Annotated in this window: 13 protein-coding genes; 2 read left to right on the top strand and 11 right to left on the bottom strand. The window is 47.6% G+C overall.

Annotation, left to right across the window (positions count from 1 at the left end; all coding sequences use genetic code 11):
* Window positions 1-9 precede the first annotated feature (9 nt).
* Together WBG78_RS01685 and WBG78_RS01680 are read right to left on the bottom strand one after the other, a co-directional pair.
* Window positions 10-1,323, bottom strand: a complete 1,314-nt coding sequence (locus WBG78_RS01685) for an amidohydrolase (RefSeq protein ID WP_337325279.1) — start codon at window positions 1,321-1,323, stop codon at window positions 10-12.
* 65 nt (window positions 1,324-1,388) lie between these two features.
* Complete coding sequence (locus tag WBG78_RS01680) at window positions 1,389-2,690, bottom strand: amidohydrolase (protein ID WP_337324625.1); 1,302 nt, start codon at window positions 2,688-2,690, stop codon at window positions 1,389-1,391.
* 64 nt (window positions 2,691-2,754) lie between these two features.
* Here WBG78_RS01680 and WBG78_RS01675 point away from each other — a divergent pair, with 64 nt between their 5' ends.
* Both WBG78_RS01675 and WBG78_RS01670 read left to right on the top strand, forming a co-directional pair.
* A complete protein-coding gene (locus tag WBG78_RS01675; protein WP_337324624.1) occupies window positions 2,755-3,075 on the top strand; it encodes a Rieske (2Fe-2S) protein in 321 nt (106 codons plus the stop codon).
* 36 nt (window positions 3,076-3,111) lie between these two features.
* Window positions 3,112-4,107: a hypothetical protein gene (locus WBG78_RS01670; protein ID WP_337324623.1), complete on the top strand. Its 996-nt coding sequence runs from the start codon at window positions 3,112-3,114 to the stop codon at window positions 4,105-4,107.
* Window positions 4,108-4,215: 108 nt separating this feature from the next.
* Here WBG78_RS01670 and WBG78_RS01665 read toward each other — a convergent pair whose 3' ends face one another.
* The 9 genes from WBG78_RS01665 to WBG78_RS01625 all read right to left on the bottom strand — a co-directional run bounded on the left by WBG78_RS01665 (window position 4,216) and on the right by WBG78_RS01625 (window position 13,070).
* A complete protein-coding gene (locus WBG78_RS01665) occupies window positions 4,216-5,571 on the bottom strand; it encodes an acyl-CoA dehydrogenase family protein (RefSeq protein WP_337324622.1) in 1,356 nt (451 codons plus the stop codon).
* A gap of 62 nt (window positions 5,572-5,633) precedes the next feature.
* A complete protein-coding gene (locus tag WBG78_RS01660; RefSeq protein WP_337324621.1) occupies window positions 5,634-7,493 on the bottom strand; it encodes a M1 family metallopeptidase in 1,860 nt (619 codons plus the stop codon).
* A 460-nt stretch (window positions 7,494-7,953) separates the two neighbouring features.
* Window positions 7,954-8,769, bottom strand: coding sequence for a J domain-containing protein (locus WBG78_RS01655; RefSeq protein ID WP_337324620.1), 816 nt, complete (start codon window positions 8,767-8,769; stop codon window positions 7,954-7,956).
* A gap of 59 nt (window positions 8,770-8,828) precedes the next feature.
* Complete coding sequence (locus WBG78_RS01650) at window positions 8,829-9,485, bottom strand: hypothetical protein (protein WP_337324619.1); 657 nt, start codon at window positions 9,483-9,485, stop codon at window positions 8,829-8,831.
* Window positions 9,482-9,805, bottom strand: a complete 324-nt coding sequence (locus WBG78_RS01645; protein ID WP_337324618.1) for a T9SS type A sorting domain-containing protein — start codon at window positions 9,803-9,805, stop codon at window positions 9,482-9,484. The genes WBG78_RS01650 and WBG78_RS01645 overlap by 4 nt, the downstream gene beginning before the upstream one ends.
* An 89-nt stretch (window positions 9,806-9,894) precedes the next feature.
* Window positions 9,895-10,656, bottom strand: coding sequence for a geranylgeranylglyceryl/heptaprenylglyceryl phosphate synthase (locus tag WBG78_RS01640; RefSeq protein WP_337324617.1), 762 nt, complete (start codon window positions 10,654-10,656; stop codon window positions 9,895-9,897).
* The gene (locus WBG78_RS01635) at window positions 10,643-11,059 is read right to left on the bottom strand and encodes a hypothetical protein (protein WP_337324616.1); all 417 of its coding nucleotides are present in this window, start codon (window positions 11,057-11,059) and stop codon (window positions 10,643-10,645) included. The genes WBG78_RS01640 and WBG78_RS01635 overlap by 14 nt, the downstream gene beginning before the upstream one ends.
* Window positions 11,060-11,061: 2 nt before the next feature.
* Window positions 11,062-11,421 (bottom strand): phage holin family protein, encoded by a 360-nt coding sequence (locus tag WBG78_RS01630; RefSeq protein WP_337324615.1) that lies wholly within the window; start codon window positions 11,419-11,421, stop codon window positions 11,062-11,064.
* Between the two features lie 50 nt (window positions 11,422-11,471).
* The gene (locus tag WBG78_RS01625; protein WP_337324614.1) at window positions 11,472-13,070 is read right to left on the bottom strand and encodes a Na/Pi symporter; all 1,599 of its coding nucleotides are present in this window, start codon (window positions 13,068-13,070) and stop codon (window positions 11,472-11,474) included.
* Window positions 13,071-13,218: the final 148 nt, after the last annotated feature.

Raw genomic sequence — 13,218 nt, 5'->3', positions numbered from 1 at the left:
AAAACCTGACTACTTTTTCGGAACATTATTCAGATACATGTAGTCAACAGTTACGTTGAGCATCGCCTTCAAGCCGATGAGCATACCGCTTTCATCGATCATAAAATCGGGCGTATGATGCGCGGGTACCTTGGAAGGATCCTGATCCTTTGGCATCGCACCCACAAAGAAAAACAATCCAGGTACCGCCTGTTCAAAGAATCCAAAGTCTTCGGAACCTGTTACCGCATTGATCTGCATTACATTGTCTTTGCCAGCAGCCTTCTGAAGACTCGGCACCATCTTCTCAGTAACATTCACGTCGTTGTAAGTTACCGGCGTTTTGTTTTCAATGGTCACCTCTGCTGTCGCACCCGCGCTCTCAGCGATCTTCGTGGCCGTGAGTTTTATCTTTTCATGAATGATCTTTTGCATATCCATATCAAGCGTACGGATCGTGCCGGCCATAGTGACCTCTTCCGGAATGATGTTCTCCCGAACCCCACCCTGTATTCTTCCTACAGTAATAACGGCCGCCTCTTTCGTCAACTCCGTCTGACGACTCACGATCGTCTGGAGACCAGTGATGATTTGCGCACTAACCACTATCGGATCAATGCCCATCCACGGCGCCGCTCCATGCGACTGACGACCCTTGACTTTAATTGTGAACCAGTCAGATGCCGCCATCATGCCGGCAGGCTTATAAGAGATCGTTCCGAGCTTTGATATTGATTGAATGTGCATCCCAAAAATGACATCGACTTTCGGATTGTCCAGCACGCCTTCCTTTACCATAAGGCCGGCTCCACCTTCCTCACCTTTCGGTGGTCCTTCTTCTGCAGGCTGGAAGATAAACTTAACAGTTCCTTTCAGATCAGCCTTGTTCTTCGCCAGTATCTCAGCAACTGCCATCAATATGGCAACGTGAGTATCGTGTCCACAGGCATGCATAACTCCTGTTTCCTGATCGTTAAAAACAGTCTTTACTTTTGACGCAAACGGAAGACTATTGCGCTCGGTAACAGGAAGTGCATCCATATCCGCACGCAAAGCAATCACGGGTCCCGGCTTGCCCGTTTTCAGCAGACCAACAACACCCGTTTTTGCAACTCCGGTTTGAATCTCAATGCCAAGCGACTTGAGATGCTCAGCAACTTTTGCGGCAGTGTTCACCTCGCGATTCGAAAGTTCAGGATGCTCATGAAAGTATCGCCTCCATTCAATAACGCGCACTTCAATCGCATTCGCCTGCTGGTCCAGTTTCGCCTGAACCTTTGCGTTCATCTGTGCATGTAGCCCACCAGTGATAAGTGATAACCCAACGCAAAGCAATTTTCTCATCTTCATAGCTCTTAGTTAATCGACGTGTTTATATATCACAGAACCTTCTGAACAACAATGCCAAGCTACTTCTTTTTCGATTCCATATAATCGATTGCCAGCGTACTAAGCGCCTTAACACCTGTGATCAATACCTTTTCGTTGATCATAAAATCAGGCGTGTGATGAACAGGAGGCTTTTCAGGCTTTCCCTCAGGATATACCCCGAGAAAAAAGAAGAAGCCCGGCACCTTTTGCTGAAAGAAGGAAAAGTCTTCAGCCATAGTTACTGCGGGAGTGATACGAACATTGGCAGCACCTGCGGCACGTGTTAGTGATGGTCCTGCCCATGCAGCAAGCTCCGCATTGTTTACAACTGCAGGATACGTTTTGTGGATGACAACGTCCGCACTTCCACCACCGCTTTCAGCAACTTTCATTGCTGTGCGTTCAATGCGTTGATGCATCTCCAGTTGCATAGTTGAATCAAATGTGCGAATCGTTCCCTCCATCACCGCAGTTTCAGGAATGATATTGCTTCTTATGCCGGCATGCATTGTGCCGATCGTCAGAACAGCACCCGCCCGCGTAAGATCCAACTGCCGGCTGACAATTGTTTGTAGCGAGCTTACAATTTGTCCCGACAACACAATTGGATCAACACCATCCCAGGGTGACGCGCCGTGAGCCCCTCTGCCTTTCACGGTAATAGTCAAGCCATCAACCGCAGCCATGAAGCTCCCTGATTTGTAATTTATCTGACCCGCTGGTACGAGCGCCTGAACGTGCAATCCAAAAATCGCATCAACTTTCGGGTTTTCGAGCACGCCCTCTTTAATCATCAACCGTGCTCCACCTTCTTCGCCCGACGGCGCCCCTTCTTCGGCTGGCTGAAAGATAAACTTAACTGTGCCATTTAATGAGGCTTTCATATTAGAAAGCACCTGAGCAACACCGAGGAGGATCGCCATATGTGCATCATGACCACACGCATGCATTACTCCGGTTTCACGTCCCGAGAATGTTGTAGTTACTTTTGATGCAAATGGCAATGCGTTCCGTTCCGTAATTGGAAGTGCATCAATGTCCGACCGTAGCGCAACGACAGGTCCCGGCTTTCCTCCTTTAAGCAGGGCCACCACACCAGTTTTCGCTACAGGATATTGAACCTGAAGTCCGAATGACTTCAGGATCTCGGCGATGCGGGCGCCGGTGTTTATTTCGCGATTTGATAATTCAGGATGCTCATGAAACCATCGCCGCCATTCAATCACGCGCGCTTCGACCTGAGCGGCCTGCTGATCAATCCTCGACTGAAGGGCACCCTGAGATTGTGCAAACGTTGCAAAGGTTGCCATCACCATCACGATGGTTGGAGATAATTTCATAGGTTTAGGCCAGGTTCAAAAAAACAAGATATAGATTAAGTCGTACGCCGCAAACCCGAATTGAATGGAGTGGTTGAAAATATTTGGAAGTGAAGAAGAAGCCCGACAACGCATCAGAGAACATAAACCTCAGCTCATTGCCGTGCGCAATAAAAGAATCTGCCTGGTCATGCACGACAATCAATTCTATGCTATCCAGGACTCTTGTTCACATCAGGGAGAGTCCCTTAGCAAAGGAAAAGTGAACGGCCTCGGAGAGATCGTCTGCCCATGGCACTATTATCGCTTTGAAGTCGCTACCGGCAGACCAATGGATTCTTCCTGTCCCGATCTCGCTACTTATCCATTAAAGCTCACCGACGAAGGTCTTTTTATTGGGGTGTGAAAATAGATTATTGTTAATTTCGTTTTGTATTTCATCATGACTGTACGCATAATCGGATTGATCCTCGCTGTTATCTCCTGCACATTGGCGAATGCACAATTTGTAACTGAGGAAACGCAATGGGTAGATCAACTTGAACTCACCGGAGGCCTGCCTGAAAAGTTGTTAAGTACGCGCACGGCCGTGTTCTACGATTACGCCCTTTCAGCAAAAGAGTTGAATGACCTTCAGGACTACTTCCAGCGAACAGGTATCGATGCCGTAGTATACTTTGAACTCGATATGCTCGTCGGAGGCAAAGATGTGACGCGAGCGTTTGCTGACTATCTGGTGAAAAGAGAAGTAGCTAATCTTTTCTTCGTAGAAAAGAATGACGCTGACTATCGCATAACCTGCACACTCTTCAATGGAAAAGAATCTGTCGTCGACAAATCACAAAAAGCCTGGTCAATCAGAAATCCGATATTTCTCGAGTTGGTGAAGAATGTTTATCGCCAGGCATCTTCACTGCAGCGAAATAACCTTTTAATAAATCCCGAACCCGAAACCGGTTTGTCCGTCAATCCGATTTCCGGTAAGCGAAATGAGTTCTACGCGATCGATGCTAAAGTCGATCCATTGGCTGTACCAATGACAGGAGATCCTGCTGTAGATGCTGAACTCGAAAAGATCTTTGCCGAAAACTATTCTCTCAAATATAAACTGACTCCCGCAGGCACCAGTGAAAAGGATCTGCGCAAGCAAGGACTGTTGTATGTTATCTGCGTCGTACGAACACGCAACGCAGTGGCTAAGGAACTGTTGGGCTATGAGACTAAAGGAACAGAAACGGAGTTCACTTCCACATCCTTTCCCGACGCCTTACCTCAGGCTAAAAATATTCCCGCAAACACGACGGTCTATAAGTTTTACTTCAAACACATAGACTCACAAAACACCTTCCTCGGAACCAAGTGGGACGCAGACGAAACCTGGCAGCAAGCCTTACTCAACCAACTGCGTGGAATGAAAGCCGAGCTGAGACTGAATTAATTAAGAATTAAGAGTTAAGAATCATGAATTAGCGACCAGCCTGATGGCTGCGACACGACCGTAGGTCGTGGTAGCTAATTCTTAACTCTTAATTCTTAACTCTTAATTTTATACGAACGCACTCTGCCCCGTAATCGCCCTCCCCACTATGAGCGTGTTAATCTCCTTTGTTCCCTCATAACTATAGATGGCTTCTGCATCGGCAACGAACCTCGCAATGTCGTGCTCAATAAGAATGCCGTTACCACCGAATAACTCACGCGCATGACTAACAATGTCTCTGGTACGCAACGTGCAGAATACTTTTGCAAGCGAGGCCTGTTCATCAGTTAGCTTACCGGCGTCCTGCAATTGAGAGAGTCTGCATACCATGGTTTGCATAGCCGTAAGGTTGCTTAGCATCATCACCAGTAAGTCCTGTACCATCTGGAAGCTGCTGATTGTACGACCAAACTGTTTGCGTTCGTTGGTATAGCGCAGTGCACTTTCATAGGCACCGCGCGCGCAGCCGACAGCCTGCCATGCAACGCCTGCTCTCGTCATTCGAAGTACCTGAGCCGTATCCTTGAATGAGTTGGCGGCCTGAAGCCTGCTCGATTCAGGAACCTCGCAGTTCGTTAATGTGATCAACGCATTCTGAACAATGCGTAACGCCATCTTCCCTTTAATCTTTTCAGCCTTGAATCCTGCAAAGTGCTTTTCTACAATGAAGCCTTTTACATTTCCATCATCAAGGTCACGAGCCCAGATGATAACCAGGTCAGCGAATGTTGCGTTGCCAATCCACTTCTTCTGACCATTAAGTATCCACGTGTCACCATTGCGCTTGCAGGTACAGGTAAGTCCGCCGGCCACACCCGATCCGACTTCCGGTTCCGTCAATCCGAATGCGCCGATCTTTTCCATTCGTTGCATCGACGGAAGCCACTGCTGCTTCTGTTCCTCTGATCCGCAGTGGTAGATCGATCCCATGGCGAGGCCACTCTGCACACCAAAGAACGTTGACATGGAACAATCAATGCGAGCCATCTCCATGGCGATGAAACCCTCAAGTAAAGAAGACTTTCCCGGGCAACCGTATCCCTGATAAGTAAGCCCGCAGATGTTAAGTTTTGCAAACTCCGGAATCACTTCAAATGGAAATTCGTCTTTGAGCCAGTAGGTATTCACTATGGGCTTGATGGTCGTCTCCATAAATGCGCGCACCTTGAGCTGGATCTCGCGCTCCTCAGGAGTAAGTATCTGAAACAGATCGTAAAAGTCACCATCCACGGGTGGGAACTCGTGCTTTCGCTTTCCTCCTTCCATGAACTTGATGAGCTTCTGAAGATCTTCGTCTTTCATACTGCTCACGAGGCCTACCATTTTATTGAGGTCTACTTTGGCAGCAAGCTTTCCGATCTTTTCAAGGTCAAGACTCTGTGCTACCGCAAGAGTGGATTTCAGTTTTTTAAAGAGCGACATGAGCGTGGGTTAAATGGTCAATGCAATTAAGGAGCGATCCTTTTAAGGTTTGAATTGGAATGTTAGCGCACAGTAGCATCAAATGTGCTGGTCGCGACGTAATGATAGTTGGGACGCGCTTTGCTATAAATGGCTATGGCGCGTTCACGTCCTTCAGGCGTCTTCATCAACGCATTGTAAAGCGGACTCAGGAATTTTCGTCTTCCCGTGTTGATAAGGAACTGCTCGAGTTTCCCATACGCCGGGGTGTAATCGTTCTTAATTGCGATCACCAGCCATGCCGTTAGAATCTCAGCATTTCCCGACGCGGTGAGTTTTCCAAACTTGTCTAACGCCTTCAGCTGCTCCACAGTTAACTTCTCTGGAAGGTTCTTGATAAAGTGTAGCCATTCCTGGGTGCCCCATTGAACCTTGGAAGGAAGGGTGCGACCGTCATTCTTATACGCGGCAAGGGCCGCGTCGATCGATCCAAACTTTGTCGCTACAGGTACCGGGCAATCTGCCGGAAGACCGGTTGTGAAAATCCAGGAGTTGAATAACGTATCGGGCAGGGTTGTAGCATGCTTCGTAGAATAGTATTCCTTGATCGTGCTCATGAAGGAATCGGTATTCATCGACTGAAAACTGTGGCCCGAAAAGTAGTCTCTCAAAAATGCATCGAACTTATCGCGGCCATATTTCTCCTCTATGCTGCGAAGAAAGAAGTAACCCTTATTGTATGCAATATCGGTCACCGCGTCATCTGGGTTCCGGCCTTTAAGATCAAGTTTGAGACGTGTGTCATCGACATGATTGGATGACGTAAGATCAGTGATTGTTTCTTTAAGGTCCTGCAAAGCCAACAGCGCATGCATCTCTGCATCATCGCGGCTATACAAAGCTTCGATAATGCGATGTTCGAAATAAACGGTGAATCCTTCATTAAGCCAGAAATCGTTCCAGGTACCATTGGTGACCAGGTTACCGGACCAGCTATGCGCAAGTTCATGCGCAATGACCGAAGTAAGCGATCGGTCACCGGCCAGCAGGGTGGGCGTTGCGAATGTAAGGCGTGGGTTCTCCATGCCTCCAAAGGGAAAGCTTGGCGGAAGAACAATAACATCGTAACGGTCCCAGGCGTACTTTCCATACAGTGCCTCAGCACCCGAGATCATCTTCTCAAGATCTGCAAATTCCCAGGCCGCTGCTTCAACCACACTCGGTTCAGCATAAACCCCACTTCTCGCGCTCACAGACTTGAAAGCTATATCTCCAACTGACAACGCGAGGAGGTAAGACGGAATAGGCTGCCGCATCTCAAAGTTGTAAGTGCCGTTGTCATTCCGCTGCTGCGGATTCGATGCGCTCATCAGGGCAAGCAATTCTTTGGGCACATGAACTTCGGCATCGTAGGTAAAGCGGATGGCAGGAGAGTCCTGGCAGGGTACCCAGCTTCGCGCAAGAATAGCCTGCGATTGTGTAAATAAAAACGGATGCTTCTTTCCTGCCGTCTGTTCAGGAGATAACCATTGCAGAGCTTCCGCTCCGGGAGTAGTCTGATATTCAATGATTACCTTCTTCGTGTCTTTCGAGATAAGAACAGCCAGTGCCTGACCAAGCAGCGAATCTCTTTGCGCTAACCGAAACTCCAGCGGCGTACCACTATCTGAAGTTACTTTCTTTATTTCAAGGCCTTTCGAATCGAAGATGATGAGATCTGCATCTGACTTGTGTTCTATGTCCCAGCTAGCAACGGCCCGAATGACTTTGCCATTAAAATCAACAGTCGCATTCCAGCTTAAGTGTTTCACTCGCGCATCATCTGGAATGGAAAATGAATGCGGGTCCGCAGGCGGTGGTAATTCGGTTTGTTCCTTTTTCACGTCAGTGCATTGATTGAAGAGCAGTACGAGAATAATAAGTGACCAGCTGAGTTTAGCCATAGTCAGTTTAATTGTTCCACTAAAATAGGGAACCTGTATCAAATGATCCTCTTTGCAGACGTATTGATTTGACAGACGGCCTTCGATCACAACGGCACACTCATCGATTTCAGGAGACCTGCATTTATATCAGGAGTTACGAACGTAAACCTGTTTTGAAATCACTCCCTCTTGCTGCCATCACCTTCCGCAGGTTCGCGGCGTGCAGTCGCGTTTACCCTCACGGGTCGCTAATATTCTGGTTGTATCCTATTTTGTTTCGCTCGTAATCATTGCTGCTGCACTTTATCTAAATCGGGAAATTGTCCTTTGGGTTGCCATGGCAGCAGCCACCTTAAGTCAGCTGGTGTTAACAGGAATAGCTCTGACGTCCGGCGGAAACAGAGGGAAGTAGATTCCTGGCTACGGATACAGCTTTGTGTGATCTGAAAGCAGCCTGTACTACGCATACGGCATTGCGCTACGAATACACAATTTTCATCAGAAGGATAAATGCTATGAACAAATGAAGAAGGCAGAATGGATAGCGATTAGCGCTGTATTCGTTCTTAACAATATAGATCATAGATATGACAAGTATTATGTAAGGCATTGCAAAGAAGAAATGTGCATAAGGTGACGCAGGTGCGTTCCATGCTTTTGAATACTCCTCGTGTTTGATGCCGACCTGTTTGAGTGATTGCAGGATAGGAGTGACTTCAATAAAGATCGGTTCTTCCCCGGCACGCAGGCTATAAATCTGATACATTTCGCGAGGAACCTCGACATAATAACTTGCCGTTCTTATGAAAGACTCTGTTGACGTACCCCGCACAATTTTTTCGTAGCCGGCGATGGGCATATCATACCTGACATTTGGGGGGAGAAAGAAGTCCAGAATGACAATCAATGCAAACAATGCCGATGGGAACGAAGAAAGCCATCCCAGTTTATAAATGCTTTTCTCGAACCGGATGCGCGCCTCCTTTTTCGCTTTTGCTTCCCTGAATTTTCTTGCTTTGTAATTCCGTTTATATACCTCCGTCGGATCCTCCGGTGTTGCATATTCAGGTGTGGCCGTCTGCTGACTATAAGTAGGCGTTTGTTGGTTATGATTTAGCGACCAGTGATTACTCGTTATAAGGTCGTATGCCTGATTGATCAATGCAGTCATCTGAGCTGCATCCGGACTTGAATTAATATCGGGGTGATACTTCTTCACAAGCTTTCTATAGGCAGCTCTGATTGTCTCGGAAGAATCGTTTCTGCTTACACCCAATATCTGATACGGATCCATCAGTGAATTTACGATACTACAGTTGGGCTATCAAAGCGCGAAGGTCGCCCTGAACCGTCCTAACGAATGCGGTACCCCACTTCTATAAACAGCGCACTGTAAGTGTCCTTTTCGTATTCCGCTATTGAAGACTTTAACCTGTTAATGAGTGCATGCTGATAGCGCAGATTAATTAATACTCTTTTGATTGGCACCGATAACTCAAGCGGGATCAAAGGTACAAAAGGGCGATAGTAGGAATTTCGAACCACCTCATTGTCAATGAACTTTTCCGGTAGCCTGCTGTACGAATACACCAGCCCGTCAAATCCAACTCCGGTTCCGATGGAAAGGCTTTTGCCAATCTTATAATGAATAGCCCCCGTCACATTAGTAACAACGTCAACGCCTTTGCATACTGCCCCCCCGATGGGTAGGCCAGTTACGTCATTGAACAACATGACTTCATCCCAATATGCCCTCCTTGACGTATTGATTTGTGCACGCCAAAAGATGTGATTCCTGACATCCTGCTCTATCATGAATCCAAGGCCAAAGCCACCGACCAGCAACTTTGGATCTGCATCGCCATCGTAAGCTAAAATAGGATAGATCTGCTTGCCAGAATTTCGTGGCAGGTAATAATTCGCATTCGCGGTCACAAGCATCCGCAGCGGGTTTTGTGCGCCTGCGTAAGTCGAAACTATACACAAGGCAACGATCAACAGCCTCATCATAACTTGACAAATTCTCTAACAATCGTTTCGCTCGCGTTGATGAAAACAACATGGTACACTCCCGATGGATGATTGCTAAGGTTAACGTTAATATGCTCGGGTCCGCTCACTTTAGTGCGTAGTACGTAATCGCCATTGCTGTCAATTACTTCGAGAGATGTCTCACCGGAATGTCCAGGGACTAAATTGACGTACTCGGTAACCGGATTGGGGTAGATGTAAACATTGAACCAGTTTTGCACCTCAACATCCGGCTCGGTATTACAGCCCACCAGGACAAATAAAGCTGCCAACAGGCTTTGGAGTTTTATAGATTTCATTGTAACGGTTTTGAATACTTGCAACATCTCCCTTACCGACGCAACCAGCCAGTGTCAGCGGTGACGCCTGATGACTTCAACGGATTTCTTTAAGTCTTTCCAACCTTGTGGTTCCACTCATAGATCTTGTCGGCGATCTCGGTAAGCAATTTTGGATTCTTCTCCAGCGCATTTCCAACGATGATCATATCCGCACCGGCTTCCAGGGCCGTGATCGCCTTCTGACTGGTATTGATTCCGCCACCGACCATCAGGGGCACCGTTATGGCCTTTCTTACCGTGGCAATCATGCGCGCGCTGATTTCCCTTTCCGCACCGCTGCCGGCGTCAATATATATGGAGCGCAAGCCAAGCATCTCACCAGCCATAGCAGTGCAGGCCGCGAGGGAATATTTATCGTCCGGAATCGGCGTGGTGTTGCTGATGTAAGCAACGCTCGTTGTTCTTCCCGAATTGATAAGAATGTAGCCGGTAGGAATAACTTCTAACCTGGTGTTTCGAATGATCGGCGCCGCAATTACATGTTGCCCGATCAGCAGCTCTGGGTTACGACCTGAGATTAATGACAAAAACAAAAGCGCATCTGCCGTTGGCTCGATCTGCATCGAGTTGCCCGGAAACAACACAACAGGTATGGTAACATTTTCCTTTATCGTCTTTACTACGTTGGCAAGATTGGTAGTCGTTATAAGACTACCGCCAACAAAGAAGTAATCAATGCAATTCTCGTTCGCAAGATTGATAAGCTGACGCAGTTTCGCCGGATCCTCAACTTTGTCGGGATCGACGAGCACAGCTATGGACTTCTTTCCCGACCGGGAGGCGGCCGTGAGTGCGTTAAGGACGCTCATCTTCTGCGTTCGCTTGCTTATTCGCCGGACCCTGCAGGTATTCAGCCAGTTTCTCCTTAGCTAAACCCAACAGGAATACAGTTGCCTGACTTGCCAATGCCGTTCCGATCTGCGAAACGATTCCAGGTGAATGATCTTCTTCCACTTCGGGTTCCGCTTTCGCCATGGCCGGAAGTACAGTAACTGCTTTGGTACGTACCTTCTTTGTCTTGCGTGACTTGCCCGTAAACTGCCGCACAATAAAATATGAAGCAGCAAGGGTACCACCAATGATGAGCGCATTGGTAAGTATGGTTTCTGTCCTTGAAGAGAGCAAACGCACTTCGTTCTCCAAATCTTCCCGATGCTTGGCCGATCGCTTCAACAAATCCATCTTGATATCGTCCGAATTTTCGAGTTCCATATTTATTTCTTCTTCTTCTTTCGCTTCATGATTTCCTCCAGCTTGCCTTCAACCTTTTCAGATATCTGCGTACGGAATGCCAGGATAACGACGCCAATGAGCAAATAGAACCCACCGACAATGGCAAACCCACCGAAGTTTCCAAGACGTTCACCAATCTTGTACGAAATAGCCATGCTAAACAGCAGTACGAATAAGGTGAGCACAGAAGAAATCACTATGAACACCAGCGCGCGCGATAATACGCGCGAAATTTCTTCCTGCACCTCGACCTTCATCAGCTCGATGCGGGTTTCGACAAATCCTGTGAGATGTTCAATCAGGCTGTCGAGCTTTAAGAATTTGAGGATCGTATCTTTCAACACCGTTATCGTTCAACGCAATATAGATATTCGCCGGGAATTTAACTGCGTTACTCCCTCTCGATACCAACCAACTGCTCGCGAAGGAGCATCCCTTCCGGTCCACTGATTTCCTGAAGCAATATAACCTTCTCCCGTGCCGTCATCATCACTCTGTGCACTCGCGATTGCGCATACTGCCGATGATACACATACACTGAATCAAAAGTCTGGCCTGCAGCCGAATAACGCCGCTCAATCTTTTCAATGCACGACCTGTACTTCCCGTTTTCGTCTTCCCCATCCCAGCAAAAACCGGGTCGCGTAAACTGAAACATTTGCTTGCCTACAAAGAGGGCCGCATTCCGACCCGATACTGGATATATCAACGCCGGTTCAATGTCTGCCCCATGCTCCATGCCCGGATAGTACGACCACTCACCCGAAGACGTCCGCGTGTTAATGCGACTCACCAGTGTAAACGATTCGTCATGTCCACCTCCATCCGTACGACGATAGGTGAGCGTCAGCGTTTCAACAGCATCTTGATTGAAGTAGATCAGCGAAAAGGGCAGAAAGAAAAATGCGACAAGAAGATATACGAAACCAGCAAGACGATATTTCAGCGTGAGCTTACCAAGACGTTCAGCCAGTTCAAGTGGAAGCTTACGCAGCACCGGGATCGGCATGAATAACAACACACCTATAAAATTGAAAAGGAAGTGTACAATAGCGATGCTGACAGCCGCCGATGTATTGGTCTGTAACAGGGCAGCAATGAAAGCCGTGATGGTAGTTCCGACGTTCGCCCCCATGATAAACGGAGCGGCCTGCTTGAGGCTCACAATCTTATTCGCCACAATGGGCACTACTACTGAGGTAGTGATCGAACTTGATCTTATCGCTGCCGTCGTAAGTAGCCCCCATGAGAATGATTTAAACGGACTCTTGAAAAAGAAACGACTAAACGCCTCCGGACTTTTCGCCTTAAGCAGATCAGATATCAGCCTGCGGAATATAAGGATCGACGCGAACAGCAATACAATTGCAACAACGACAAGAAGAAACGGACTGTTAAGTACACCGAGCAGCCAGTTGGTTAAAAACGAAAATCCTGACCAGCTGTGCGTGCTGGTTTCTTCCGCCGGCGCCTTACCTGTTGAAAACAAATGGGTGATCCACAGCGACACGGTTGAAAGAAATCCATAGTAGTATTCAAGAGGAAACAAGACAATCGCCGTCAGCAGATTGAAGAAGTAGTGATAGGTGCCAGCGGACACCGCCCTTCGAAACTCTTTCTTCTTACTGATGAAGCCCAGCGATACTATAGCGGCTGTAATGGTAGTACCAATGTTCGCCCCCATAATGATCGGGATAGCGCTTTCAAGTGTAAGCGCTCCGGAGGCAACCAGTGCCACTACCAGCGATGTTGTGGTTGAGCTGCTTTGCAACATTGCCGTTATCACAAGACCAATAAAGAGTCCTGTAAACGGATTCGACGTCGCCAGCAGGATAGTTTCAGACACATTGCGCTTAAGGTGCTGAAGCGCCGACGTCATCAAATCCAGAGCAAACAGAAACAGAACGAAAGCCAAAACGATATAGGCAATCGTCCTTACATTATTCCACGGAGATGGCTCTGGCGTTATGGTCTCTTGCTGTGGTTCCAAATTGAATATTCCGCGAAAATAGGATTATTCAGTGCGAAGCGTTGATATTAACAATAACTTAATTCACTTCGGTGCAGGTGGGCAAAATTTTTTAGTCCAGCATTCAAGCACGACACCAGACTAACAACCTCAGGCGAACTTGTTCCTC

It is taken from the genome of Chryseolinea sp. T2, from assembly GCF_037203685.1.
In the GTDB taxonomy this organism is placed as follows: Bacteria; Bacteroidota; Bacteroidia; order Cytophagales; family Cyclobacteriaceae; genus Chryseolinea.
This window is presented reverse-complemented; position numbering and strand designations above follow the sequence as displayed.

Bases quoted from the DNA above. Each gene is read 5' to 3' on its own strand.
- WBG78_RS01645 (WP_337324618.1), bottom strand. From the start codon at position 9,805: ATGAAATCTATAAAACTCCAAAGCCTGTTGGCAGCTTTATTTGTCCTG.
- WBG78_RS01660 (WP_337324621.1), bottom strand. From the start codon at position 7,493: ATGGCTAAACTCAGCTGGTCACTTATTATTCTCGTACTGCTCTTCAAT.
- WBG78_RS01680 (WP_337324625.1), bottom strand. From the start codon at position 2,690: ATGAAATTATCTCCAACCATCGTGATGGTGATGGCAACCTTTGCAACG.
- WBG78_RS01655 (WP_337324620.1), bottom strand. From the start codon at position 8,769: ATGGATCCGTATCAGATATTGGGTGTAAGCAGAAACGATTCTTCCGAG.
- WBG78_RS01665 (WP_337324622.1), bottom strand. From the start codon at position 5,571: ATGTCGCTCTTTAAAAAACTGAAATCCACTCTTGCGGTAGCACAGAGT.
- WBG78_RS01675 (WP_337324624.1), top strand. From the start codon at position 2,755: ATGGAGTGGTTGAAAATATTTGGAAGTGAAGAAGAAGCCCGACAACGC.
- WBG78_RS01640 (WP_337324617.1), bottom strand. From the start codon at position 10,656: ATGAGCGTCCTTAACGCACTCACGGCCGCCTCCCGGTCGGGAAAGAAG.
- WBG78_RS01685 (WP_337325279.1), bottom strand. From the start codon at position 1,323: ATGAGAAAATTGCTTTGCGTTGGGTTATCACTTATCACTGGTGGGCTA.
- WBG78_RS01650 (WP_337324619.1), bottom strand. From the start codon at position 9,485: ATGATGAGGCTGTTGATCGTTGCCTTGTGTATAGTTTCGACTTACGCA.
- WBG78_RS01635 (WP_337324616.1), bottom strand. From the start codon at position 11,059: ATGGAACTCGAAAATTCGGACGATATCAAGATGGATTTGTTGAAGCGA.
- WBG78_RS01670 (WP_337324623.1), top strand. From the start codon at position 3,112: ATGACTGTACGCATAATCGGATTGATCCTCGCTGTTATCTCCTGCACA.